Genomic DNA, 22,584 nt, shown 5'->3' with positions numbered 1-22,584 from the left:
CGGCCAGGCGGGCGGCCGGGCGCCGCCGACCGCGATCAGGCCAGCGAGAGGAACAGCTTCTCCAGCCGGGCGCGCATCTGCTCCCGGTCGCCGGAGGCGGCCATGTCCGCATCGGTCAGACAGTGTTGGAGCCCGGTCGCGATGATCGCGAAACCCGCCCGGTCCAGCGCCCGGGACGCCGCCGCGAGCTGCGTGACCACGTCCTCACAGTCCCGCCCCTCCTCGATCATCTTGATCACGCCGGCGATCTGGCCCTGTGCCCGGCGCAGTCTGTTGACCACCGTCTTCAGTTCCTCAGCCGCCATCGCCAGTTCCACAACCCACCACTCCTTCGAGATACCCCCATGGGTATCCTATCGAAGGGGTAACTCCCACCGAGCGAAGGAAAGTCCCCGTGATACCCACCGCCCTCACCGCCGACCAGGCCCACGCCCGCCTGCACGAGCTGACCGTCATCGACGTGCGCACCCCCGGCGAGTACGCCTCCGGCCACCTGCCCGGCGCCCACAACATCCCCCTCGATCACCTCGATGTCGCCCTGCCGGCCCTGAGGGCCGCCACGGACCGTGGTGACCTCCTCGTCGTGTGCGCCTCCGGCGCCCGCTCCGCCCAGGCCTGCCAGCGCCTGGCCGACCAGGGCATCACCGCCGCCACCCTCACCGGCGGCACCACCGCCTGGACGCGGCTCGGCCACGACACCGACCGCCCCGCCGACACCCGCGCCCCCTGGGCCATGGACCGCCAGGTCCGCCTCGCCGCCGGTTCCCTCGTCCTGACCGGCCTCGTCGCCGGCCGACGCTGGAACGCGGCCCGCTGGCTCTCCGCGGGCGTCGCCGGCGGCCTCGTCTTCTCCGCCCTCACCAACACCTGCGGCATGGCCAAGATCCTCGCCCAACTCCCTTACAACCAGCCCAAGGCCACCGACCTGGACGCCACCCTGGCCGCCCTGACCGCCTGATCCCCGCCCGGCGGGGCGCCCGCCCGGGCCTGTCCTCGGCCAGGAAGGACCCCGCGCGCCGCACCCGTACGAGACGGTCCCTGGGCGTCAGCGTCCACCGGGGTTCGTCGGCGACGAAGGTGCCGCGCGGTGTCGCGCGGAGGTACCGCTCGACGGCCAGCGCCTGGAGCGCCCGGCGCACGGTCGCCGTGCTGACCTCCCACGACGCGGACAGCTCCGCACTCGACGGCAGCTTGGAGCCGGGTTCCAGCGCGCCGGAGAGAATCCGCTCACGGTAGTGGTCGGCGATCTCGCTGGGCCCTGCCGAGCGCGATCACGCGGCGGGATTCCGCGCGCCGGGTGCCGCCCATCGGGCCAACGAGACGCCGAACGCGCGCAGTACGGTGGCGTCCGCACAGCCGAGAATGCTCGCGAGTCGGGCGGTGAGCGCGATAGCCCGTATCGGTTGGCTCCAGCCGGTCTACGCTCGATCGCATGGCGACACATGTCCTTCAGGTGTCCACCGCGACAGCTACGCGCGAGCAGGCCCTTGAGCTGGCCCGGTCGGCGGTGCGATCGCGGCTGGCGGCCGGTGCGCAGATCATCCCCGCCACGTCCGTGTTCTGGCACGACGGTGAGTTCGGTGAGGGGGAGGAGTGGCGGTTGCTGCTCAAGACCACGGACGCGCGCTATCCCGATCTGGAGCGCCACATTCTTGCCGCCCACCCGTGGCGGAACCCGGAGGTCTCCGCCGTGCGCGTCGAGGCGGGGGCGGCGGGGTGCCTTCGTTGGGTCGAGGAGGTGACGGGGCTGCCGTCCCAGTGAGAGGACGGTGCTCCCCGCCCGAGCGTGAAGCCGGCATGGCGGGCGAAGTCGTGCGGGGCGGGTCGCATGTCGCATCGCCAGCACAAGCCCCCGCCGCGCACGGGCGGGGGCTGGCGGGAGCTGTCGACCGCGATCAGGCGGCGATGCCGCCGGACTTGATCCCCTCGATGAACGACGCCCATGCCCTCGCGTCGAAGGCGAGAGAGGGGCCCCCGGGGTCCTTGGAGTCCCGAACGGGGACGGTGCCGGTGGCGGCTGCGTGTGTGGGGTCCCATTGAACGCACTGGCCGGTCGCCGTGCTGTACGTCGATGTCACCCACCTGTCATCTCCGGTGTGGGTCATTCGCGTTCCGCTCCACATGTGGCTGCTCCCCTCTGGTGGACTCTCTGACGGGCCGAGGTGATCGAACGATTGGGTGCGGTGTCGCCGTCAACGTCACCGCCCTGTGGGCGCGCGGGCAACGACGGGGCGCGCGCGTTCGTGGAGTGCGCGCGCGACGGGGTTGCGGAGGTGTGGGCGGAGGGCGGAGAGCATCGTCCGCATGCGGCGGTCGACGCGCGCCCTGACCGGCTGACCCCCACGCGGCGTGGCGTCCGCCCGGGCGTGTCAGCCCGGCACCGGCCGGTACTCGTAGCCGATCGTGAACAGCTTCGGCAGGCACCACTCGCCGTACTCGATCACGCCGTCGTCGTCGGACCAGCGGTGCGCGCCGGCCATGATGGTGGCGCCTGTCGGTACGCCGAGGTGGTTGGCCTCCCGGGCGTTCGCGTTGCGCGCGTGCATGTCGTCGCGGGCGTGGGTGATGGTCCGCCCGGTGGCTTCCAGCACCTTGTTGGTCATGGTGTGATTCCGGCCCGGAGCGGTGTTGAGCAACTCGGGCGCGACCGCCAGGAAGGCGGCGGGGTACCAGGTCACGGCGTACGCGGTACGGGTACGGCCCCGCCCGGCGACCCACTCGCGCCGCACGGCCTGGTCGCCCTCGGCGAGGTCGAGGATGTCGGCGACGTGGAGTGGCGCGCGTGTCGACTCCGCGCTCAGGACGCGGCTTGTCTCCCCTTCGGCCAGGAAGGACCCCGCGCGCCGCACTCGTACGAGACGGTCCCTGGGCGTCAGCGTCCACCGGGGTTCGTCGGCGACGAAGGTGCCGCGCGGTGTCGCGCGGAGGTACCGCTCAACGGCCAGTGCCTGGAGCGCTCGGCGCACGGTCCTCGCGCTGACCTCCCACGACGCGGACAACTCCGCGCTCGACGGCAGCTTGGAGCCGGGCTCCAGCGCGCCGGAGAGAATCCGCTCCCGGTAGTGGTCGGCGATCTCGCTGAAGGTCGTCCGCGCGTGCGGCATGGCTACGCTCCCTGACGGGGTTCCGTTACGTGACTGGGTTGGCAACGACGGGGCGCGCGCGTTCGTGGAGTGCGCGCGCGACGGGGTTGCGGAGGTGTGGGCGGAGGGCGGAGAGCATCGTCCGCATGCGGCGGTCGACGCGTCCGCTCTGCACGAGTGGGTACTCGTCCAGCGCTTCTGACCACGTCGCGCACGCGGCCTCCAGATGGCCCAGCTTGAACTGGAACTCCGCCAGGGTGGCCCGTTCCTTGACTCGGGACCGCCGGTAGACGTCATCGGTGAGCTTGTCGGAGGTCTGCATGGCGTCCACCGCGCCGGCGAAATCCCCCAGTTCATGGCGCACGTGGCTGACGTGGTAGTGGAGTGAGGCCGGGTCGTAGGAGCCGAACGTCCGCTCCCGGCTCTCGGCTTTCTCCATGGCGGATTCGGCTTCCCTGAGATGGTGCAGGGCGCGTGCGCGCTCGCCCACCTGGGCTGCGGAGTGGGCCTGTTGACCGGCGAGAAAGGCTCGCATGCGCGGCCCCGCCTGTGGTGAGGCAGCCGCCGCGGCATCGGCGAGTCGCAGCGCTTCTCGGCCGTGCCCGAGGTCCACGGCCTGAACGCTCATGCCCCGCAGCGTCGTGCAGTAGGTGAGGTAGTCCTCGGACGCGCCCGCGAGTTCCAGCGCCTTGAGGTAGTAACGCTGCGCGAGTCCTTCGAAACCCTCGTCCACGGCCATGTAACCCGTGAGGTAGCACAGGTCGGACGCTGCGGACATCATCGCCTTGCGGACGGCTTCCGGGGCGTCGGCCTTGAGGTAGGGGGCGACGGTGTTGACCAGGAACGCGGCCGCCATGGGTCGGGCGTGGCGTCCGCCGAACTGGTCGTCCAGCTCCGAAAGGCGTTCCGTCATGGCGATGACCGTGTGGACGTCGGACATCCCAATGGCCTGTGTGTGGCCCGTCTGTACGGCCTCCATACGAGCCACGACATCCGGCCAGTTGGGCACGGTGACGGCCACCGAGAAGAGGCTGGCCCCTATGACACCGCGCCGGGAGGGGTCGACGTCCTGGCGTCCGAGGTCGATGAGCCCTTCGACGGTTCCCAGGCCGGCCCCCGGTTCCTCGCCCGCCGGAAATCCCGCTTCCCTGTGCGTGATCGGCCGGCGCAGCTTGCGCGACAGCGCCTCCAGGACCAGGCGTCGCACCTCCTCCCTCGGCAGTGAGCCGGCCAGCCATTGATGAACTGAGGGTTCGCGGTAGCGCAGCGGAGTGCCGCGCTCGGTCCCCAGGCGATTCACGTGCTGCGCGAACTGGCGCAATGTCCAGCCGGTCTCGCGGTGCAGCCGGCCGAGAGAGACGTTCGGCTCGGGTGTGCCCACAGGTATCAGCCCCTTGTGGTGGTCCGCTTAAAGGTCTTCAGCGGCGCCGCGCTCGACATGGTGCCGCCGTACGTAGTCGGCCAGTTGCCTAGAGTACGGGCGCGTGCCGAGGAGTGCCGCGCCAGGAGCAGGACGCGCCCCGGTGGCCATCTGACGCACGGGGGCGCCGAGCACCTTGGAGGTAGCCGGCTGTGTCCCCTGTCGCGAGCACGAGTTCCCGCGTTCCCCGCACAGGACGGGAGAACCACCGATGACCCACCAGCCCCACCGCCAGCCCCCCGCCCCCGGCGGAACGCCCCCGCCGTCCGCCGGCCTCCCGCGCCGGAGGCGCCCCGTGGGTGAGGCCGGGGCGCGGGCGCGGGTGTTGACGGGGGAGCACACCGTGCGGACCGTCTCCGGGGGCGTGCTGCGGTTCTTTCTCGCGGACGCGTGGTGGGACGATCCGGGGTGTGAGTGGACGCCGGCCACGGACGTGGAGTTCCAACTCGCTTACGAGATGAGCCTGTTCGACCAGGCGCTCGTGGGGCGGGGGCGGCTCGGGCCCAACGCGGGGCGGGTGCAGGTGGGTCTGGACGCGCTCGCCGGCGCCGGCAGCTTCTTCTGGTCGGACGGTGACGGGGACGCCGGGATCATGACCACCAACGGCAAGGCGCCCGAGGACTGCGGGCTCGGCCTGGCGGACGTACGCTCGCTCGCCGAGAGGGGGCGGCGGTGAGCGCGGCCGTGGCCCGGGTGGACCTGCTGGTCTGGCGGCCGGCCGACGCTGACGCGCCCGGTGACCTGTCGGCGGGCTGGCCCCGGGTGCTCCAGGTGCGCGCGGGTGACGCGCCGTGGCGGTTGCCGGGGGTGCTGCTGCGGCCCGGAGAACCCGTGCGGGATGCCGCCGCGCGGGTCGCGTACGCCCTCGGGCTCGGACTGCCGCCGCGCTGCCGCGTACTGGTCGCCCACCGTCAACTCGCCGCGTCCGGGCAGCCCGTACGGCTGACCTTCGTACTGGACGGCGGCTGGGTGGGCGGGAGCGAAGTGGCCCTAGCGGAAGGCGAGTTGAGCCCGTGCCGGTGTCGTCGGGTCGTCCACCGTCGGCGTTGGGCGCCCGCCGGGTCGGCGGGTTCCGCCGCCATCGACGCGCTGCGCGTCGCCGTGTCCCTCCCCGCCTCCGCCCCCGTACGTGAGGAGTCCCACCCGTGAACGACGCGCCCACCCGCTCGCCCGGCGGGGACCCGTACGGCACGACCCGCTACGTCGCGCACTGCCTGGGCGACGGGCGACAGACGTGCCCCGACGCGTCCCGCCCGGCGCGCACGCCACGGGGCGTGGCCACCTGGATGCGCACCCACCGAGGCCGGACGGGCCATGCCCGGTTCACCCTGGCGACCTTCGCGACCGTCGACCTGACCTGCGGCGATGCCTCAGGCCCGGCCGCCACCGACGCCGCTGGCCTCGCCGACGGGTCCGACGCGGACGACCCGGCCGCCCCCTCCGACCTCAGCCCCGCCGACCGGGTCGGTGAGCCCGGCGGCGACGAGGGCGCTCCGGCTGACCCGGCGGCCAGCGACGTCGCCGCCCCCGGCCCCGCCCGCCTCGCCGACGAGCCCGACACCAGCGACCCCGCGACCCCTTCCGACCTCAGCACCGCCGACCTCACCCCGGCCGACCTGGCCGCCGCCAGACTCACCGTCACCAGTGCCGTCACCAGTACCGGCCTCAGCGCCGGCCCCGGTGCCGGCTCCACCGTCCGCCCCCATGTCGATCCCGACGGCCGTGCTCGCGCCCGCGTCGCCGGTGGCGCCTTCCGCGCGGCGAGCGCCGTCCCCGCCCTGCGCCTGCTCGCCGTCGTCGTGCTGGCGCGCGTGGACCGGGTCTGGTCCCGGGCCTTCGACCGGGCGCTGGAGCGGCTCAACCGGGAGCCGACGCGCCCGTGACGGGGGCGGCCCCCTGTGGGCCCCGACCCGCCCCGCCACACCGTTCGCCGACCTCGCGGCGTACCCCCCGGGCCGGACCCGACAGGCGCGGTGCCGCCTGCGAACGGCTGGGCTCGGCCGGGGAGTTCCGGCCCGACGCGGGTGAACCGCCCCCGGGAGGGCGCCCCGGGCGCCAGCCCGTCACGCACCAACTCGCCGCGCCGGTCACCGCCCCGAGCGACCCGTCCCAGCCCACCCCGGGCGCCGGCCCGCCCTCGGCAGGGCACCCCGCCCGTGGAGCGGCGGCCCCGCCCCGTCGCCCCGGAAGGGCGCCCCGCCACCGGAGCGGCACCCCCGGCCCGCCGCCCCCGCGTCCAGCGGAGACCGCGCTACCAGCGGGACGGAACGCGGTCGTCGACCGCGAACAGGGAGCCGTCGGGGGCCGCCGCGAAGACCTTGCCCTCGGCGGCGACGGGGGCGGGGAGCTGGTCCAGGTAACCGCTCTTGGCGGGGCCGGGGCGGGGTGGGGTCTGGCCCAGGAGGCGGCCGCCGACGCCGTCCACGGCGAACAGGCGGCCGTCGGCGGCCGAGAAGTAGAGTCGGTCCCCGGCGGCGACCAGCGGCGACGCGTTGCTGACCGAGGTCTCCAGCCGCCACGGCTGCCGCCTCGGCGCGCCGGGCCGGGTGTCGACGGCGACCAGGCCACCGTCGTAGCCGAGCAGGTAGACCATCTCGTCGCTGGTCGCGATGCTCGACGCGTGCAGCGGCACCGTCAGCGGAACCCGTCGCTCCGTGCGGCGCGCCGGGTCGTACCGCAGGACCGCCGTGGTCCGCGACTCGGTGTCGCTGGCCGCGAACCGCACCACCCCGTTGCCCGCCTCGCCCACCGGCGTGAGGTCACCGCTCAGCGTGCGCGTCCAGTGCACCGTGCCGCGCACCGGGTCGATCGCGCTGACCAGCGTGTGCGCGCCGTCGGGCGCGGTGCTGATCGCGTACGCCCGTCTCCCGGAGCCGAACGCGGTGAAGACCGGCAGCGTGTGCGCGGCGACCCGGTGGCTCCAGCGCGGCCGGTTGGTGGCCGCGTCGATGGAGGTCACCGTGCCGTCGGCGGCGACCAGGAGTACGGAATCGCCCGCGCGGTAGACCCGGCCGGCGTACGCGGAGACCTCGCGCGTCCACCGCTGCCGCTTGCTCGCCGGGTCCCGGGCCGTCAGCAGCGTCCCGTCCGGCGAGAGCGTCTGCACCAGGCCGGCGGCGAACACCGGGGCCGACGGCGGCCCCGCGACGACCTGGTCGGGCTCGGCCGGCGCTCCGGTGGCCGGATCGCCGCCCGGGGTGTCGGCGTCGGCGTCCCTGGTGGTGGCGTCGCCGGCCGGTCTGGACTCGCCCGCCGCGCCGGTGGCGGGCCCGTCCGTGGACCACAGCAACCGGCCCTGGCGCGGATCGAGTCGGGCCGTGGTGATGCCTCGCTGCGCGCAGTACAGCGCCCCCTCGCCGTAGTCGCAGAACGTCATCCGCGCGCTGTCGTCACGCGCCGCCGGCAGTCCCGCCGCGTCGCGCAGCGCGATCCGCCACGGCCGCCACGAGTCGCCCGCGGCGGCCGGCCGCGTCGGGTCGGGGTTCGAGCCGAAGTCGTCGATCTGCCGCAGCGTCCACACCGTGCCCGCGCCGAGCAGGACGACCAGCGCCGCCGCGGCGGCCAGCCACCTGACCGGCCGCCCGGCCAGGCCCAGCCTCGCCAGCACGCGGGAGGGGCCGGCCCCGGCGCGCCGTCCGGCGCGCCGACCGCGCCGCCCGCCCACGACCGGCCCCGCACGTCCCGCCCGCCCCGAACCCTTCGCGCCCTCCGCTGAGGCGTCGGGCCACACCTCGCCACCCGCCATCACCCCCGAACCACCGCCGGCGCCCGGGGCGTCCGCGCCCGCTCCAGTGCCCGCCTCGCCCGCTCCCCGGCCCGCCCGGACAGCGTCGCCGTCCGAGTGCGCGTCACTCAACTCGCCCTCGGTGGGTCCCTGTTCGGGGTGATCGTGTGCGCCGGTCCCACCCGCCGCGTACGTCCCGGCCCGGACGTGTGTGGGTCCCTCCCCGCCAGCGAACCCGTCGACGTCCCCGAACCCGTCGACGTCCGGGATCGCTCCCGCCGCTCCCGCCGAACCCGCCGGGCCGGCCGCACCACGCGCCTCCGCCGCTGGCGCCCCCGTCGCGCCGCCCGCCTCCGCGCCGCCCCCACCGAAGCCCGCGTCCGAACCCGCCGAACCCGCCGAACTCTCCCCACCGTCCCCGGCGTGTGGGCCGAACAACGCGTCGGCGCCCGCCGCCGCGATGTCGCGTTCCAGCGAGGAGGGCGCCCGTTGGAAGGGCACCCGGGGGGTGGACAGCGGCACGAACGGGCCGTGCCCGCCCGCGCGCAGCGCCGACATCAGGCCGTCGGGCGTCGGCCGGTCCGCCGGGTTCTTCGCCAGGCAACCGCGGATCAGCGGCAACAGGTCGTCGGAGACGCCGGCGAGATCGGCCTCGTCGTGCACGACCTGGTACGCCACGATGTACGGGCTCTCGGAGCTGAACGGGCCGCGCCCGGTCGCCGCGTGCACCAGGACCGACCCGAGGGTGAACACGTCGGCGGCCGGTCCCACCTCGCGCGGGCGCTGGAACTGCTCGGGCGCCATGAACGGCGGCGTACCGATCAACTTGCCCGTCTCGGTGCGCAGATCGCTGTCGGAGGGCCGCGATATGCCGAAGTCGATCACCCGGGGGCCGTCGGCGGCCAGCAGCACGTTGCTCGGCTTGAGATCACGGTGCACGACGCCGGCCCGGTGGATGTCGCGCAGCGCCTCGGCGAGGCCGGCCGCGAGGCGGCGTACCTCGTCCGGTGACAGCGGGCCATTCTGCTTCACGTGCTCCGCGAGCGTGGGCCCGGGAATGTAGAGCGTGGCCATCCATGGGCGTTCGCCATAAGGGTCGGCGTCTACCACCGGCGCCGTAAATGCGCCGCTCACTCTCCGTGCCGCTGTGACCTCTTGGCGAAAGCGGGCCCGAAATTCCGGATCGGCGGCAAATTCTGTGTGTACGACCTTTACGGCAAGTCGCATTCCCGAGGGTGACCTGGCCAGATGCACCACGCCCATGCCGCCGGCGCCCAGCCGTGCCTCAAGACGGTACTGTCCCGCATATTGCGGATCTTCCGCTTCCGGGCCTGTCCCCGCGCTACGCAGCGGCGGCATTCCCCCACCCCCGTGAATTCGACCGCACATTGCGGCTCACGGAGCTTAGTCCATGACACGGGCGCGCCAGTTGAGACTTGCTAGCCTGCGCATGTCTCGACATGACTCAACACAAAACGCTCACGGGGGAGGGCCGTATGGCCACGGAAGAAGACGACACGGTGACGGGTACGGGCACCGGAGTGACCACGGCGGCGGCGCCCGCCGCTGACGTCGGCGCGCTGGCGGCGGGGACCGGCGGCGCGGCCGGCGGCCCGGTCACCGGCGCGAGCGACGCCACCTACCCGGTGGCCCCCGGCTACCGGGTCAACGTCCGCAGCGGCCCGACCACGACCAGCCCGGTGGTGAAGGTGCTCGCCTACAACGCGCGGGTCCGCATCCGCTGCCAACGCCGGGGCCAGAACGTCTCGGGCCCGTACGGCACGTCGAACGTCTGGGACAGCATCGCGCCGGGCCAGTACGTCTCCGACACCTACGTCCGCACCGGCAGCGACGGGTACGTCGCACCCTCCTGCGGCTGACCGGCTGACCGGCTGACCGGCTGACCCGCCCGACCCGGTCGGCGGGTCGGCGGGTCACACCGGCCCGGCAGGCCCGCGGGTCGCGCCGGCCCGGCGGGTCGGCGGGTGGGGAGAGGCCGGTGTGTCGGCGACGGTGGCGTACCGGCCGGGTGGTCCGTCAGGAGTCCTGGACGAGCAGCCGGCCCTGGCGGGCGTCCGGCGAGACGAAGGCGAAGGCCGTGGGCGCGGCGCCCAGATGCAGGTGGAACGGCTGGAAGTTCGAGTTGAGCTGCAACAACAGCTTCCAGGGGCCGGCGTCGGGCCAGTCGTCGCCCTGGAAGAACGCGGGCGTTCCGCCGATCTTGTCGCCGTCGATCGGTTCCGCGTGCCGATCTCCCGTGGCGGCCGGCGACGCCGCCGGTTCGGGCCCGCCCGCGTGTCGGGGTCGGGCGTCGGGGTCCTCGGCCGGCCGGAGCCGGACGGTGTACTCGGCCGGCGACCCGTCCTCGGCGTGGTAGAGGCTGGGCCCGGTGGCCAGCGGGAGCGTCGTACCGGCGTAACCACCGCCCGGCTGCACGACGACCGCGTTCGCGCCCTCGTCGGGAAAGACGACGTCGGGGTCGAAGAACGTGTCGTCGCCGTGGTCCGCGTGGGTCACGAAGACGTACGCCAGCCGGCCGCGCCCCACGGCGCCGAGCACCGGTTCCAGCTCGATCTGGCAGACGAACCGCATCGGCTCCCCCCACGCGTCGTTGACCGGCCACCGAGGCTCGGCGAGCCACACCGGCTGGCCCCCGAACTTGGTGACCGGCTCGGTGACCGGCGCGCCGGCCGGTACGAACGCCTCGATCCGCAGTGTCGCGACCATCCCGGCACCTTCTCCTTCTCTCGCGTCCCGACGGCCCGAGCCGCCACCACCCACGACCGGCCGTCCCACGCGCCCGGCCTACCGGATCGACCTGCGCGGCCGGCCGCCCGGCTCGCGCCCGACCACCCCGCGCGGCCGACCCACGTGCCCGACCGGCTGGTGGGACGCTCACGAGCCCGCGTGCGGGGCGTTCGGGTCGACCGAGAACAGCGTGCCGTCCGACGCCGACGCGACCAGCGCCCCGCCGACCCGCAGCACCACGCTGGTGTCCATCGACATCCCGTAGCCGCTGTCCACGCTGCGCGGGCCCGTCTGCCAGCGCTCGTCGCCGTCGCGCAGGTCGAGCGCGAGGACGCGCCCGCTGCCGTTGCACAGGTAGACCGTCTCCTCACGCGCCGACACCGACGGCGTACCCAGCCGCTCGACGTCGGAGGGGCTGCTCCACAGGGTCCGGCCGGTGCGCGGGTCGACGGCGGTGACCCGGCCGCTGCTCTGGATGAAGAACAGCCGGCCGCCGGCGAGCGCGGCGTGCCCCAGGGCCAGCCGGGGCAGTCGCACCTCGCGCCGCGCGCCGGTGGTCGAGTCGAGCCGGACCAGGCTCTGGTACGGGGCGCCCTCGCGGTCCTGGTAACGCAGGAACAGCAGGTCCCGGCCGTCGGTACCGAGCGGCTCGTCCACGTCGCGCAACCGGGCCAGCTCGGTGGCCGCCCCGCTGACCGGGTCCAGCCGGCGTACCGACGTCGTGCCGTCGCCCCCGTCGACGGGCCAGCACAGCGCGTACGCCACGCCCGCCAGCCCGACCGGCGAGCAGGTGTGGCCGGCCGGTACGGGGAAGGTCCAGCGCAGTGCGCCGGTGGCCGCCAGGCGCGCGGTGATCGTGCCGTCGTCCGGGGCGCTGCCGACGACGAGGTCGCCGGCGAGCACCGCGTCCGTGCCGTCGCTCACCGGCCGCGACCACGCCTCGTGGCCGGTGTCCGCGTGCAGCGCGACCAGCCGGGCCCGTCCCTCGCCGGCGGCGTCGTGGACCAGGACCAGCCCGCCGCGCAGGCCGATCGGCTGGCTGCCGCTGGTCATCTCCGCGGGGTCGCCCAGCGCGTCGGTCCGCCAGTCGAGCCGCCCCGAGCGCGCGTCGAGCCGCACCGTGGGAAAGCCCATCCCGCCGCAGTACAGGTGGACGCCGCGGGCCAGGCACCTCGGGTCGAAGACCTCGCCGAGCGGGCCCGTGCCGGGCCTCGGCATGACCCCGGCCGCGTGCAGCGACACCTCCCACGGCCGCCAACCCGCAGGCAGCGCCGCCGCGCGCACCCCGCTGGCCGCCTCCCCGCTGGTGCGTACGCCCTCGTCGTCCGGGCCGTACAGCAGGAACGCCCCGCACCCCAGCGCGAGCGCCGTCACCGACGCCAGCGAACCCAGCGCCCGGCGCGGCCACCGGCCCCGTGGCCAGCGCGGCAGGCCGCGCCGCCAACCCGCCGACCCGCCTGCCGCCCCCGCGTCCGCGCCGTCCACAGCGTCCGCCCGCGCGCGCCCAACCCCGCCCCCGCGCTCGCCGGCGCGCTCGCCCGTGCCGCCCGCGGGACCAGCCCCCGCCGAGCCACCACCGCCACCGGCGGCCGGGCCGCCGGTCACCGGCGAGGCACCGACCCGCCGACCCGCCGCCCCCGGGCCCGCCGCCTTCCGGCCCGCCGGCGGGACCTCGGCCGACCGGCCCCCCGCCACGCGCACCGGCCCACGCGTGGGCAGCGCCGTGAACAGCCGCGCCAGCTCCGGGAGTTCGGGCCGCAGCTCCGGGTCCTTGGCCAGGCAACGGGCCAGCACGTCGCGCAGCGGCTGGGCCACCTCGGCCAGCGACGGCGGCTCGTGCACCACGCGGTACGCCGTCAGATACGGGCTGTCCGCGTCGAAGGGGCCGCGCCCCAGCGCCGCGTACGCCAACAGCGCGCCCAGCGAGAACACGTCCGAGGCCGCCGTCACCTCGCGCGGCCGGTGCAACTGCTCCGGCGACATGAACGGCGGCGTGCCCAGCACCCGCCCGGTCACCGTCAGCGCCTGGTCGTCGGCCGCCCGCGAGATGCCGAAGTCGATGACGCGCGGCCCGTCCCTGGCGATCAGCACGTTGGCCGGCTTCAGGTCGCGGTGGACCACGCCCGCGCGGTGGATGTCACGCAGCGCCTCGACCAGCCCGAGCGCCAGCCGGCGCAGCCGCGCCGCGCTCAGCGGGCCGCGGCTGGCCAACTCGTCGGCGAGCGTGCGCCCGGGGACGTACAGCGTGGCCATCCAGGGCCGCTCGGCCTCCGGATCGGCGTCCACCACCGGCGCCGTGAACGCCCCGCTCACCCGCCGGGCCGCCGCCACCTCCTGCCGGAAACGGGCACGGAACTCCTGGTCCTCGGCGAACTGGGAGTGCACCACCTTCACGGCCACCTGCCGCCCGGAGGCGGAGCGGGCGAGGTAGACGACGCCCATCCCGCCGGAGCCGAGGCGGTCGAGCAGCCGGTAGTCCCCGACGGCCTCCGGATCACCGGAACCCAACGGCACCGCCCCACCCCCTCGCACGCGCGTTTGAGCGAAAAGCCTAGACGGCGTACGGGACCGGCGCGGGACCGAGCCCGCCTACCGGCGATAATCGACGGTATGAGCGATGAGCAGCAGCCCGGCGCGGGCGAGGCGGTTCCCGGTGCCGACGCCGCGACGGGTGCCACGGCCAGCGCCGACACGGGGCCCGAACCGGAGACGATCCGGTTCTTCGGCACCACCTGGGTGCACCACGACGGCGGGTACGCGCTGCGCCGCGTCGCCTTCTCGCTCGGCACCCTGCTGGCCGCCGCCGTGGGCACCTTCCTGCTGGTCTTCGCCTACCAGGGGGTGGCCGTCTCCGACGCCGGCGGCCTGATCAACATCATGCTCGTGGTGGCGCTCGCGGTCTGCAGCGCGCTCGCCTTCGGCCGCACCATGGAGGAGCTCGGCTCGGGCGAGGGCCGGCGCGGCGGCCGGGGCGAGCGCGGTCGCGACGAGGCCAGCGAGAAGTCCATGCGCAGCATCAAGCTCATCGGCTTCGTCGGCGTCCTGCTCGCCTACTTCTGCCGCAGCCTCGTCGAGGCCCCGCGCGAGAAGCGCTACCGGGCCGAGTACGAGGAGGCCAGAACCCGCCACGAGCGGCTACGCGCCACCCGTACGGGCAACCCCGCCGCCCGCCGGAACAAGCGCAAGCGCCGCTGACCGGGCACGTCCACCCCGCCCGAACCCGGACCCGGCTCCGAGGCGGGCGCCGGGCGCGGGTAGGGGTCGGCCCCTGAGCCCCCTCTGGGCGCCGAGCCCGCCCGGCCGCCGGGCCCGGGTGTACGTGGCGCGGGCGGCCCCGGACGGGTCGGCCCCGACGGGTGTGCGGGGCACGGGGCTACGCGGTGGTGCCGGCCCCGTCGGGCGTGTGCGGCCTGGGGTTACGCGGTGGTGCCGGCCCCGTCGGGGGTGTGCGGTGCGCGGTTTACGCGGCGGCCCCGGCCCCGTCGGGCGTGCACGCGGCGGCGATGGCCAGCGCGTCCTCGTAGATGTGGTGCCGCACGATCTCGTCGTTCACGACGGTCAGCCGCAGCGCGAAGGGCGACTGGAACGTCTTCCCGGTGGCCCGCACGGTGCCGTGCAGGTGCCCCGTCAGGACCGCGTCCGCCCCGTCGACCAGGAACGCGTCGATCTGGGCGCCGCCCTCCTCGGCCACGGTGTACCGCGCCAGCTCGATCCAGTGCCCGGCCACGTCCTCCCGCGTGGAGCGCGGCCGAATCCACGGCACGACCGGGTTGGGGGCGATCTGCCAGTCCACGACCTCGGCGTAGACGGCGGCGATCTCCGCCGGCCCCTGCCCGGGGTCGGCCACCCGCCGCAGGTACTCCTCGATGACGGCCCGCGTCCGCTCCGTCAGCGCGGCGCTGTCGGTGGCGGCGGGGCCGGCGGGGGTGAGGGGAGTGGCGTCGGTGGTGGGGTTGGTGGCGGTGGTCGGCGTGCTGTGCGTGGTGCTCGGCTGCGTCATGGGGAAGAGCCTGCCGGCCGGCGCCGGGCACGTCGATTACCTGCGAGGTCATGTGGGCTGACCCGACGCGGGGCGCACGCGGGCCTGGCGTCGGGGTCCGTCACGACGCGGGGGCCGACGACGGGTGGTCCGCTCCGGGGCGCTGGAGCCGGCGCGACGTCGGACCCGCCACGGGGCGCGGACCCGCCACGGGTCGGAGGCCGCCCGTACCGGGGCCCGTCCCGTGCCGAACACCGGTCGTACCGAACACCGGTTGTGCCGGGCGCCGCCCGCGTCGGACGCCGCCCGTGCCGCCCGCGTGGGAGGGTGCGCGTCGGGGGCGGATCGGGCCGCGCGGGCCGCGTCCGGGAGGTGACAGGCCGGGCCGTGCGGGGAGGCTGGTCCGCGCGGAGCGGCACCCGCATCGGGGACAACCCTGAGACGACCCGCAGACACCCCCAACACTCCCCGACATGTGTCAGTTTTCTTTGACAGGTGTTCGCGCCGAGTGTCAGCGTAGAGAACCAGAACGGAACAGGAGAGGTTCGAGATGGGCTCGGTCCCAGAACCGGCCGGAGACGAGTTGCTCAAGATCCTTGGCGCACTCGGCAATCCGCACCGCATGCGCATCATCGCGGCGCTCGTCGAGGGTCGGAACTACGTCAGCCGACTGGCCCGGGACCTCGGCATCAGCCGCCCGCTGCTGCACATGCACCTCCAACGGCTGGAGGCCGCGGGTCTGGTGGTGGGGACGCTGGAGCTCTCGGAGGACGGCAAGGCCATGAAGTTCTTCGAGGTCGCGCCGTTCGCCCACCGCCTGACCCCCGAGGTCATCGCGGCGGCGGCGGCCACCCTCGCCGAGACCACCCCGCGCCCCGCGCCGGCCGACGCCCCGCGCGAGAACCGGTGAGACGACCCGCGGGCCCGTGACCGGCCCGCACCCCGCGACGACCGCGGGGCCCGCACACGTGAAAGAGGACAGGGCAGTGAACGTGGAGATGACGACGCTCGCGGCGGAGGACGGCGCGGAATGGGTCGGAGCGGTGGGCGCCGGTGGCGTCTTCCTGCTGCTCATCGTGATCGTCTGGCAGGTCGCGGCGACCTGGCGCTCCCGCATGGTGGCCGCGCGCGAGGAACAGTACAAGCAACTCGCCGCGAAGTACGCCCAGTTGCTGGAGGACACCACTGAACTACACCGCCGCACCCTCGACGAACTCACCCAGACCCGACTCTCCCTCACCTCGATGGAGAAGATGATGCGCGAGGTCGAGTAACCCACCCGCCCCAGCCAGCCTCGCCCCCGGCGCGCCCAGCCCCGGCCACACTCGGCGCGCCTGGCCCGGGCGACCGGCCCCGGCCGCCCGTGGCGGGCCCAGCCCCACCGCGCTTGGCCCGCCCCCCCCGGGCCACCTGGCGTACCCCGTCCCGCGCGCCTGGCCCGGGCGACCGGCCCCGGCCGCCCGTGGCGGGCCCACCCCCACCGCGCTTGGCCCGCCCCCCCCCGGGCCACCTGGCGTACCCCGTCCCGCGCGCCTGGCCCGGGCCGACTAGCCCCGGCCACCCGTGGCGGGCCCACCCCCACCGCGCTTGGCCCGCCCCACCCAGGCCCGCCCGGCCCGATCAGCCCCAACCGCGCCTGGCGCCCCTGGCCCGGTCCGACCGGCCCCAACGGCGTCTGGCGTCCCCGACCTCGGCCTGAGCAACCCCGGCCCGGCCGGCGGCAACCGCGCCTGGCCCCCGGGTCCGACCTGCCTCAACCACGTCGGCGCGCCCCACCCGGCACACCCTGGCTGGCGCCGCCCGCCCCCGACGCCACCCCGACCGCCCACGCGTACGCCTCACCCACGCGCACGCCACCACCGCCCCTCCGCGCCACCCCGCTCACACCCACCGCCGCACCCCCGCCCCCCACCAGCCCGGCCGCCGCCACGCACCCCGCCCACCCGACCGCACCCACCCCGAGCGCGGAGCCCACGCCCGACCGCGTCCGCGCCCCACATCCAGCCACGAACCCGCACCCCACGGGCCGTACGCCCCACGCGAGGCCCACCGACCACCCGGCCCCGCGCCAACCACCCGCCACCACCCGGCCCGGGCCCCCACGTCCAGCCCGCACCCGCACCCCACACACCCGCACACCACACACCCGCACCCCACGCCCCCACACCACCCACGGCCAACCCACCGCCCCGCGCGACCCGCCCCCACCTCGCTGGGCCCGCGAGCGGCCACCCACCGCGACACGACAACCCGACCCGCCACCCAGCCACAGCGACACCCCACACCCCGCGCCCAAGCGGCGAGCCAGCCACAACACACCCCGCCTACGGCGACCAGCCACAACGCGGTCACCCATGGCGGCCAGCCGCGAAGCACCCCCTCGCGGCGCCAGCCGCCCCGGCGGTCAGCCACACCGCACTCCCCGCACCCACCGCACAGTGGCCAGCCACAACCCACCCTCGAACGGCCAGCCGCGAAGCACCCCCCTCGCGGCCAGCCAGCCGCACCACCCAAGCGGCGCCCAGCCGCCCCACCCACCTCACGGCATCAGCCCCCCACCTCACGGCATCAGCCGCCCCGGCGCCCCACCCACCACACAGCGTCAGCCGCCCCAGCACCCAGCCACAACGCACCCCACCCCACGGCGGCCAGCCGTAACCCCGCCCCGAAACGCCGTACGGCCAGGAGCTGCGACTCCCGGCCGTACCTTCCGCACGGAAGCGACCTACCGCGATCCCCCGCACACCTCACTCCCACTCCGAAGGAGACCACCCATGCCCGCGTGGAGCGACCGGCTCCCGACCCTCCCCGGTGGACGCCGCTCGAAGTGGGCCGTCCTGGTGGCCTGGCTGATCCTCGTGGTCGCGCTCGGGCCGCTCGCCGGCAAGCTCGGCGACGTCGAGAACGACGGCCCCAACGCCTTCCTGCCGCGCGCCGCCGAATCGGCCCGCGTGAACACCGAGCTGGAGACGTTCCGTACCGACGAACTCACCGCCGCCGTCGCCGTCTACACCCGCGCCGGCGGTCTCACCCCCGCCGACCACGCCAAGGCCGAGGCCGACCGGGAACGGTTCGCCGCCGTCGCCGCGAAGGGCCGGAAGATCGCCCCCGCCCAGCGCTCCACCGACGGCCGAGCCCTGATCACCACCGTCCCGCTGGCCGGCGACGACGACCTGAACGACGCCGTCGACGCGGTACGCGAGATCACCGACACCCAGGCGCCACCGGGCCTGAGCACCGAGGTCGGCGGCCCGGCCGCCTCCCTCGTCGACTCGGTCGAGGTCTTCGACTCCCTCGACTCCACCCTCATGATCATCACCGGCGCGGTGGTCGCGGCCCTGCTGCTGATCACCTACCGCAGCCCCGTCCTGTGGCTGTTCCCGCTGCTCGCGGTCGGCTTCGCCGCCGTCCTCACCCAGGTCACCACGTACCTGCTGGCCCGTCACGCCAGCCTGCCGGTCGACCCGCAGAGCGCCGGCATCCTGATGGTCCTCGTCTTCGGCGTCGGTACGGACTACGCCCTGCTGCTCATCGCCCGCTACCGCGAGGAACTCCACCAGCACGCGGACCGCCACCGCGCCATGGCCGTCGCGCTGCGCCGCTGCGGACCCGCCGTCCTCGCCTCCGCCGGCACCATCGCCGTCGGCCTGGCCTGCCTGGCCTTCGCCGACATCAACTCCTCCCGCTCGCTCGGCCTGGTCGGCGCGGTCGGCGTCGGCTGCGCCTTCCTCGCCATGGTCACGGTGCTGCCCGCGCTGCTGGTGATCGCGGGCCGCTGGGTCTTCTGGCCGTTCGTCCCACGCGACGGCGCCGCCCCGCGCGCCGCCCGCACGCCGTGGGCCGCGATCGGCGCGGCCGTCGCCCGCCGCCCGCGCTGGGCGTGGCTCGCCTCCCTCGGCGTCACCGGCGCCCTCGCCCTGTGCGCCCTCGGCATCACCATGGGCCTCAGCCAGGCGGAGGTCTTCCAGGACAAGCCCGAATCGGTCGTGGCCCAGGAACGCGTCTCCGCGCACTACCCCTCCGGCGCATCCGACCCCGCCACCATCGTCACCCGCGCCGACGGCGACCAACTCGCCCGGGTCAGGGCCACCGCGGCGGACGTACCGGGCGTGGCCCGGGTGGGCGAGGCCGAGGGCCCCGTACGCGACGGCGACCACGAACTCGCCACCTTCCCCGTCACCCTGAAGGACGCCCCGGACAGCGCCGCCGCCAAGGACACCGTCGACGCGCTGCGCCACGCGGTCCGCGCCGTCGACGGCGCGCACGCGCGGGTTGGCGGCACCACCGCGCAGACCCTGGACACCCAGCGCGCCGCCGACCGCGACCTGACCACCGTCGTCCCCGTCGTCCTGCTCGTCGTCCTGGCCGTGCTGATCTGGCTGCTGCGTTCCCTGGTGGCCCCGCTGCTGCTGCTGGCCACCGTGGTCGTCTCGTACGCCGCCGCGCTCGGCACCTCGCACCTGCTCTTCACCCACGTGCTGGACTTCGCCGCGATGGACTGGTCGACCCCGCTGATGGGCTTCGTGTTCCTCGTCGCCCTCGGCATCGACTACAACATCTTCCTCATGACGCGGGTCCGCGAGGAGACCGCGCGCCTGGGCCACGCCCGGGGCGTGCTCGCCGGCCTCACCGGCACCGGCGGCGTCATCACCTCGGCCGGCGTCGTGCTCGCCGCGACGTTCGCCGTCTTCGCGGTCCTGCCGCTGGTCACCATGGCGCAGCTCGGCGTACTCGTCGGCGTCGGCATCCTGCTCGACACCTTCCTGGTCCGCACCGTCCTGGTCCCCGCTCTGGCCCTGGACATCGGCCCCGCCATCTGGTGGCCCGGCCCCCTGAGCCGCCCCACCCCGCCGGCCGTTCCCCCCTCGCCGACCGACCCCGCCGCCCCGCCCGCACCCCGCGCCCACCAGCCCGCGCGCAAGAGCACCCCGTGACCCGGGCGCCCCGCCTGCGCCCCCCGCCCTCCGGAACCGGAGCACCCGCGGGCCGCCCCCACCCCGCTCGCCGGTACGGGCCCGCCACGCACCCCGCCCAGCCCCAGGGCCAGGCACGCCCCGACCACCACCCGTCGCCCGACCACCACCCGCCCCCATGCGTCGCCCGCGCCCCCGCACCCCACCCGGGCCCCCGCACCCCGTCCGCGCCCCAGCGCCCGCGCCCGCGTACCGCCAGCCGGACACGCGCACCGCGATCCGGCCCCCGGTGCGAGGATGCCGCCTGACGCCGCCGGCGGAGGCACCCCCTCCGCCGGCTCCGGACAGCACTGGATGAGGTGAGCGCCATGACGCGGAAGGTCGCCGTGCTCGGCACGGGCAAGATCGGTGAGGCACTGCTCAGCGGGATGATCCGTGGCGGCTGGTCCCCGGCCCACCTGCTGGTCACCGCCCGCCGCCCGGAACGCGCCGCCGAACTGCGCGCGCGCCACGGCGTCGAGCCGGTCAGCAACGTCGAGGCCGCCAGGGCCGCCGACATCCTCATCCTCACCGTCAAACCCCAGGACATGGGCGCCCTCCTCGACGAGCTGGCCCCGCACCTGCCCGCCGACCGGCTCGTCATCTCCGGCGCGGCCGGCATCCCGACCTCCTTCCTGGAGGAACGCCTCACCGCCGGCACCCCGGTCGTACGCGTCATGACCAACACCCCGGCCCTGGTCGACGAGGCCATGTCCGTCATCTCCGCCGGCAGCCACGCCACCGAGGAACACCTGAGCCACGCGGAGGAGATCTTCAACGGCGTCGGCAAGACCCTGCGCGTCCCCGAGTCCCAGCAGGACGCCACCACCGCGCTCTCCGGCTCCGGCCCGGCGTACTTCTACTTCCTGGTCGAGGCCATGACCGACGCCGGCATCCTGCTCGGACTGCCCCGCGACAAGGCGCACGACCTCATCGTCCAGGCGGCGATCGGCGCGGCGGTGATGCTCCGCGACAGCGGCGAGCACCCGGTCAAGCTCCGCGAGAACGTCACCTCGCCCGCCGGCACCACCATCAACGCCATCCGCGAACTGGAGAACCACGGCGTCCGCGCCGCCCTGATCGCCGCCCTCGAAGCGGCCCGCGACCGCAGCCGCGAACTGGCCTCCGGCGCCTGACCCACACCGGGCCGCCCCCGTACGCACCGGGAGCGGCCCGGCCCCGCCGGGGCCCGCCCCTCAGCCCGGCGGCAGCAACCCCACCGCCGCGTACGCCGCGTCCACCCGGGGCCGCGCCATCGCCCGAGCCCGCCCGGCCCCCGCCCGCAGCACCGCGTCCACCTCGCCCGGCTCCGCACACAGCCGCGCGTGCCGCTCCCGCACCGGCCGCAACGTCTCCACCACCGCGTCGGCCACGTCCCGCTTGAGCGCCCCGTACGAGGTGTACCCCCGCGCCAGCTCCGCCGGCCGCCCACCCGCGCACGCCGCGAGGACGTCCAACAGGTTCGCCACCCCCGGCTGCTCCTCCCGGTCGTACCGCACCTCGGCCCCGCTGTCCGTCACAGCCCGCATCACCTTCTTGCGCACCACCTCCGGCTCGTCGAGCAGATAGACGATCCCGCTGGTCTCCGCGTGCGACTTGCCCATCTTCGACGTCGGGTCCTGGAGGTCCATCACCCGCGCCGCCACCGCCGGGTGCACGGCCCGCGGCACGGTGAACACCGCCCCGTACCGCTGGTTGAACCGCCGCGCGAGATCCCGCGTCAGCTCCACGTGCTGCGCCTGGTCGTCCCCCACCGGCACCTCGTCGGCCCCGTACGCCAGGATGTCGGCGGCCATCAGCGCCGGATACGTCAACAGCGACAGCCGCACGCTCCCGCCCCGCGCCGCCTCCCGCGCGGCCTTCTCCTTGTACTGGATCATCCGCCGCATCTCGCCGTCGGACGCCAGGCACTCCATGAGGTACGCCAGCCGCGCGTGCTCGTCGACGTGGCTCTGGACGAACACCGTGCACCGCTGGGGGTCGAGCCCGGCCGCGAGCAACAGCGTCGCGGCCTGCCGACTGAGCCGCCGCACCCGCGCCGGGTCGTGCTCGACGGTCAGCGCGTGCAGGTCCACCACACAGAACAACGCGTCGGCCCGGTGCTGGTCCTCCACGACCCACCGCCGCACGGCCCCCAGGTAGTTCCCCAGGGTCAGGTGCCCGGTCGGCTTCACCCCACTGAAGATCCGCGCCCGAGCCGGCGCCCCGGTCGTCGCCCGCTCCGCACCCGCCGCCGGCGTGGCCGCCCCGCGCCCACCGGTCTCGCCGCCCGCCGCCGGCGCCATCTCCGTCGTCTCCGCCATCACTGGTGTCTCCCACCGGATCGGAGCCGCCGTCCCCGGCCGGCCGGGGGAGCGAAGCGAGGCTTCGACAACGCGAAACGGCCGCCGGATCCGGCGGCCGTTGGTTGGTGCGTACGCACACGGTGTGGACCGCCGTCAGGCGGCCCGCCACAGGGTGTGTACGCGCATCGTCATGCGGGCGACCGTACTCCCCGAACGAAGGACGCCGCCACGGGTTTGAGACGCGTCGAAGCGTCATGTAGTGTTCTCCGGGTTGCCGCACGATCCACCTGGACAGTACGGCAGCGCTTCGCGCCGCACCGGCGGCACACCACTACCGCACGGCCCCTGAACGGGATGGATTTCGGCATGCCGGAATTCGATTCGAAAGCCTCG

At 75.1% G+C, this 22,584-nt stretch carries 21 protein-coding genes; 11 read left to right on the top strand and 10 right to left on the bottom strand.

The window, feature by feature from the left end; all coding sequences use genetic code 11:
* Nucleotides 1-35: 35 nt before the first annotated feature.
* A complete protein-coding gene (locus ACFVFR_RS21220) occupies nucleotides 36-317 on the bottom strand; it encodes a metal-sensitive transcriptional regulator (RefSeq protein ID WP_277323089.1) in 282 nt (93 codons plus the stop codon).
* Nucleotides 318-394: 77 nt separating this feature from the next.
* Here ACFVFR_RS21220 and ACFVFR_RS21215 point away from each other — a divergent pair, with 77 nt between their 5' ends.
* Nucleotides 395-958 (top strand): rhodanese-like domain-containing protein, encoded by a 564-nt coding sequence (locus tag ACFVFR_RS21215; RefSeq protein ID WP_383703945.1) that lies wholly within the window; start codon nucleotides 395-397, stop codon nucleotides 956-958.
* Here the strand turns inward: ACFVFR_RS21215 and ACFVFR_RS21210 are convergent.
* A complete protein-coding gene (locus tag ACFVFR_RS21210; RefSeq protein ID WP_383704140.1) occupies nucleotides 858-1,247 on the bottom strand; it encodes a winged helix-turn-helix domain-containing protein in 390 nt (129 codons plus the stop codon). The genes ACFVFR_RS21215 and ACFVFR_RS21210 overlap by 101 nt on opposite strands.
* Before the next feature lie 185 nt (nucleotides 1,248-1,432).
* On the opposite strand from ACFVFR_RS21210, the gene cutA reads away from it, so the two are divergent.
* Nucleotides 1,433-1,762, top strand: a complete 330-nt coding sequence (gene cutA / locus ACFVFR_RS21205) for a divalent-cation tolerance protein CutA (RefSeq protein ID WP_383703943.1) — start codon at nucleotides 1,433-1,435, stop codon at nucleotides 1,760-1,762.
* A 133-nt stretch (nucleotides 1,763-1,895) separates the two neighbouring features.
* Here the strand turns inward: cutA and ACFVFR_RS21200 are convergent, their stop codons facing one another.
* The 3 genes from ACFVFR_RS21200 to ACFVFR_RS21190 all read right to left on the bottom strand — a co-directional run bounded on the left by ACFVFR_RS21200 (nucleotide 1,896) and on the right by ACFVFR_RS21190 (nucleotide 4,464).
* Complete coding sequence (locus tag ACFVFR_RS21200; protein ID WP_383703941.1) at nucleotides 1,896-2,105, bottom strand: DUF397 domain-containing protein; 210 nt, start codon at nucleotides 2,103-2,105, stop codon at nucleotides 1,896-1,898.
* A gap of 264 nt (nucleotides 2,106-2,369) precedes the next feature.
* On the bottom strand, nucleotides 2,370-3,104 hold the full coding sequence (locus ACFVFR_RS21195; RefSeq protein WP_383703939.1) for a GntR family transcriptional regulator: 735 nt from the start codon (nucleotides 3,102-3,104) through the stop codon (nucleotides 2,370-2,372).
* A gap of 25 nt (nucleotides 3,105-3,129) precedes the next feature.
* A complete protein-coding gene (locus ACFVFR_RS21190; RefSeq protein ID WP_383703937.1) occupies nucleotides 3,130-4,464 on the bottom strand; it encodes a tetratricopeptide repeat protein in 1,335 nt (444 codons plus the stop codon).
* Nucleotides 4,465-4,798: 334 nt separating this feature from the next.
* Here ACFVFR_RS21190 and ACFVFR_RS21185 point away from each other — a divergent pair, with 334 nt between their 5' ends.
* Genes ACFVFR_RS21185 through ACFVFR_RS21175 form a run of 3 tightly spaced genes read left to right on the top strand, consistent with a single transcriptional unit; the run spans nucleotide 4,799 to nucleotide 6,386 of the window.
* Nucleotides 4,799-5,179, top strand: a complete 381-nt coding sequence (locus ACFVFR_RS21185; protein ID WP_383703934.1) for a hypothetical protein — start codon at nucleotides 4,799-4,801, stop codon at nucleotides 5,177-5,179.
* Nucleotides 5,176-5,652: a hypothetical protein gene (locus ACFVFR_RS21180; protein WP_383703932.1), complete on the top strand. Its 477-nt coding sequence runs from the start codon at nucleotides 5,176-5,178 to the stop codon at nucleotides 5,650-5,652. Before ACFVFR_RS21185 ends, ACFVFR_RS21180 begins: the two co-directional genes overlap by 4 nt.
* Nucleotides 5,649-6,386 (top strand): hypothetical protein, encoded by a 738-nt coding sequence (locus ACFVFR_RS21175; RefSeq protein WP_383703930.1) that lies wholly within the window; start codon nucleotides 5,649-5,651, stop codon nucleotides 6,384-6,386. Before ACFVFR_RS21180 ends, ACFVFR_RS21175 begins: the two co-directional genes overlap by 4 nt.
* A 368-nt stretch (nucleotides 6,387-6,754) precedes the next feature.
* Here the strand turns inward: ACFVFR_RS21175 and ACFVFR_RS21170 are convergent, their stop codons facing one another.
* Nucleotides 6,755-9,586, bottom strand: coding sequence for a PQQ-binding-like beta-propeller repeat protein (locus ACFVFR_RS21170; RefSeq protein WP_383703928.1), 2,832 nt, complete (start codon nucleotides 9,584-9,586; stop codon nucleotides 6,755-6,757).
* Nucleotides 9,587-9,723: 137 nt separating this feature from the next.
* Here ACFVFR_RS21170 and ACFVFR_RS21165 point away from each other — a divergent pair, with 137 nt between their 5' ends.
* Nucleotides 9,724-10,107 carry an SH3 domain-containing protein gene (locus ACFVFR_RS21165; protein WP_383703926.1) on the top strand — a complete coding sequence of 128 codons (384 nt, stop codon included), beginning with the start codon at nucleotides 9,724-9,726 and terminating at the stop codon, nucleotides 10,105-10,107.
* Between the two features lie 157 nt (nucleotides 10,108-10,264).
* Here ACFVFR_RS21165 and ACFVFR_RS21160 read toward each other — a convergent pair whose 3' ends face one another.
* Together ACFVFR_RS21160 and ACFVFR_RS21155 are read right to left on the bottom strand one after the other, a co-directional pair.
* A complete protein-coding gene (locus tag ACFVFR_RS21160) occupies nucleotides 10,265-10,954 on the bottom strand; it encodes a hypothetical protein (RefSeq protein WP_383703924.1) in 690 nt (229 codons plus the stop codon).
* Between the two features lie 168 nt (nucleotides 10,955-11,122).
* Nucleotides 11,123-13,489: a protein kinase gene (locus tag ACFVFR_RS21155; protein ID WP_383703921.1), complete on the bottom strand. Its 2,367-nt coding sequence runs from the start codon at nucleotides 13,487-13,489 to the stop codon at nucleotides 11,123-11,125.
* Between the two features lie 96 nt (nucleotides 13,490-13,585).
* Between ACFVFR_RS21155 and ACFVFR_RS21150 the strand changes: the two genes are divergently transcribed.
* Nucleotides 13,586-14,170 carry a hypothetical protein gene (locus ACFVFR_RS21150; protein WP_383703919.1) on the top strand — a complete coding sequence of 195 codons (585 nt, stop codon included), beginning with the start codon at nucleotides 13,586-13,588 and terminating at the stop codon, nucleotides 14,168-14,170.
* Between the two features lie 265 nt (nucleotides 14,171-14,435).
* Here ACFVFR_RS21150 and ACFVFR_RS21145 read toward each other — a convergent pair whose 3' ends face one another.
* Entirely contained in the window at nucleotides 14,436-14,975 is a 540-nt protein-coding gene (locus ACFVFR_RS21145; RefSeq protein ID WP_383703917.1) for a nuclear transport factor 2 family protein, read from the bottom strand.
* Nucleotides 14,976-15,504: 529 nt separating this feature from the next.
* Here ACFVFR_RS21145 and ACFVFR_RS21140 point away from each other — a divergent pair.
* The 4 genes from ACFVFR_RS21140 (at nucleotide 15,505) to proC (ending at nucleotide 21,042) form a co-directional block, all read left to right on the top strand.
* Nucleotides 15,505-15,864 carry an ArsR/SmtB family transcription factor gene (locus tag ACFVFR_RS21140; protein WP_383703915.1) on the top strand — a complete coding sequence of 120 codons (360 nt, stop codon included), beginning with the start codon at nucleotides 15,505-15,507 and terminating at the stop codon, nucleotides 15,862-15,864.
* An 88-nt stretch (nucleotides 15,865-15,952) separates the two neighbouring features.
* Complete coding sequence (locus ACFVFR_RS21135; RefSeq protein WP_383704138.1) at nucleotides 15,953-16,228, top strand: hypothetical protein; 276 nt, start codon at nucleotides 15,953-15,955, stop codon at nucleotides 16,226-16,228.
* A 1,500-nt stretch (nucleotides 16,229-17,728) separates the two neighbouring features.
* Nucleotides 17,729-19,888: an MMPL family transporter gene (locus ACFVFR_RS21130; protein ID WP_383703913.1), complete on the top strand. Its 2,160-nt coding sequence runs from the start codon at nucleotides 17,729-17,731 to the stop codon at nucleotides 19,886-19,888.
* A gap of 347 nt (nucleotides 19,889-20,235) precedes the next feature.
* The gene (gene proC, locus ACFVFR_RS21125; RefSeq protein ID WP_383703911.1) at nucleotides 20,236-21,042 is read left to right on the top strand and encodes a pyrroline-5-carboxylate reductase; all 807 of its coding nucleotides are present in this window, start codon (nucleotides 20,236-20,238) and stop codon (nucleotides 21,040-21,042) included.
* A 60-nt stretch (nucleotides 21,043-21,102) separates the two neighbouring features.
* On the opposite strand, the gene trpS is transcribed toward proC, so the two are convergent.
* Nucleotides 21,103-22,209 carry a tryptophan--tRNA ligase gene (gene trpS / locus ACFVFR_RS21120; protein WP_383703909.1) on the bottom strand — a complete coding sequence of 369 codons (1,107 nt, stop codon included), beginning with the start codon at nucleotides 22,207-22,209 and terminating at the stop codon, nucleotides 21,103-21,105.
* Between the last annotated feature and the right edge of the window lie 375 nt (nucleotides 22,210-22,584).

Origin of the sequence: Streptomyces sp. NPDC057702, assembly GCF_042799315.1 — a bacterium.
Classification (GTDB): Bacteria; Actinomycetota; Actinomycetes; order Streptomycetales; family Streptomycetaceae; genus Streptomyces.
Note: the sequence above shows the minus strand (reverse complement) of the source record. Positions and strands in the feature narration are given on the sequence as shown.

Excerpts from the sequence above, each read along its gene's own strand:
- ACFVFR_RS21130 (WP_383703913.1), top strand. The coding sequence starts at position 17,729 with ATGCCCGCGTGGAGCGACCGGCTCCCGACCCTCCCCGGTGGACGCCGC.
- trpS (WP_383703909.1), bottom strand. The coding sequence starts at position 22,209 with ATGGCGGAGACGACGGAGATGGCGCCGGCGGCGGGCGGCGAGACCGGT.
- ACFVFR_RS21160 (WP_383703924.1), bottom strand. The coding sequence starts at position 10,954 with ATGGTCGCGACACTGCGGATCGAGGCGTTCGTACCGGCCGGCGCGCCG.
- ACFVFR_RS21195 (WP_383703939.1), bottom strand. The coding sequence starts at position 3,104 with ATGCCGCACGCGCGGACGACCTTCAGCGAGATCGCCGACCACTACCGG.
- proC (WP_383703911.1), top strand. The coding sequence starts at position 20,236 with ATGACGCGGAAGGTCGCCGTGCTCGGCACGGGCAAGATCGGTGAGGCA.
- ACFVFR_RS21145 (WP_383703917.1), bottom strand. The coding sequence starts at position 14,975 with ATGACGCAGCCGAGCACCACGCACAGCACGCCGACCACCGCCACCAAC.
- ACFVFR_RS21140 (WP_383703915.1), top strand. The coding sequence starts at position 15,505 with ATGGGCTCGGTCCCAGAACCGGCCGGAGACGAGTTGCTCAAGATCCTT.
- cutA (WP_383703943.1), top strand. The coding sequence starts at position 1,433 with ATGGCGACACATGTCCTTCAGGTGTCCACCGCGACAGCTACGCGCGAG.
- ACFVFR_RS21165 (WP_383703926.1), top strand. The coding sequence starts at position 9,724 with ATGGCCACGGAAGAAGACGACACGGTGACGGGTACGGGCACCGGAGTG.
- ACFVFR_RS21170 (WP_383703928.1), bottom strand. The coding sequence starts at position 9,586 with ATGCCGCCGCTGCGTAGCGCGGGGACAGGCCCGGAAGCGGAAGATCCG.
- ACFVFR_RS21135 (WP_383704138.1), top strand. The coding sequence starts at position 15,953 with ATGACGACGCTCGCGGCGGAGGACGGCGCGGAATGGGTCGGAGCGGTG.
- ACFVFR_RS21200 (WP_383703941.1), bottom strand. The coding sequence starts at position 2,105 with ATGACCCACACCGGAGATGACAGGTGGGTGACATCGACGTACAGCACG.
- ACFVFR_RS21150 (WP_383703919.1), top strand. The coding sequence starts at position 13,586 with ATGAGCGATGAGCAGCAGCCCGGCGCGGGCGAGGCGGTTCCCGGTGCC.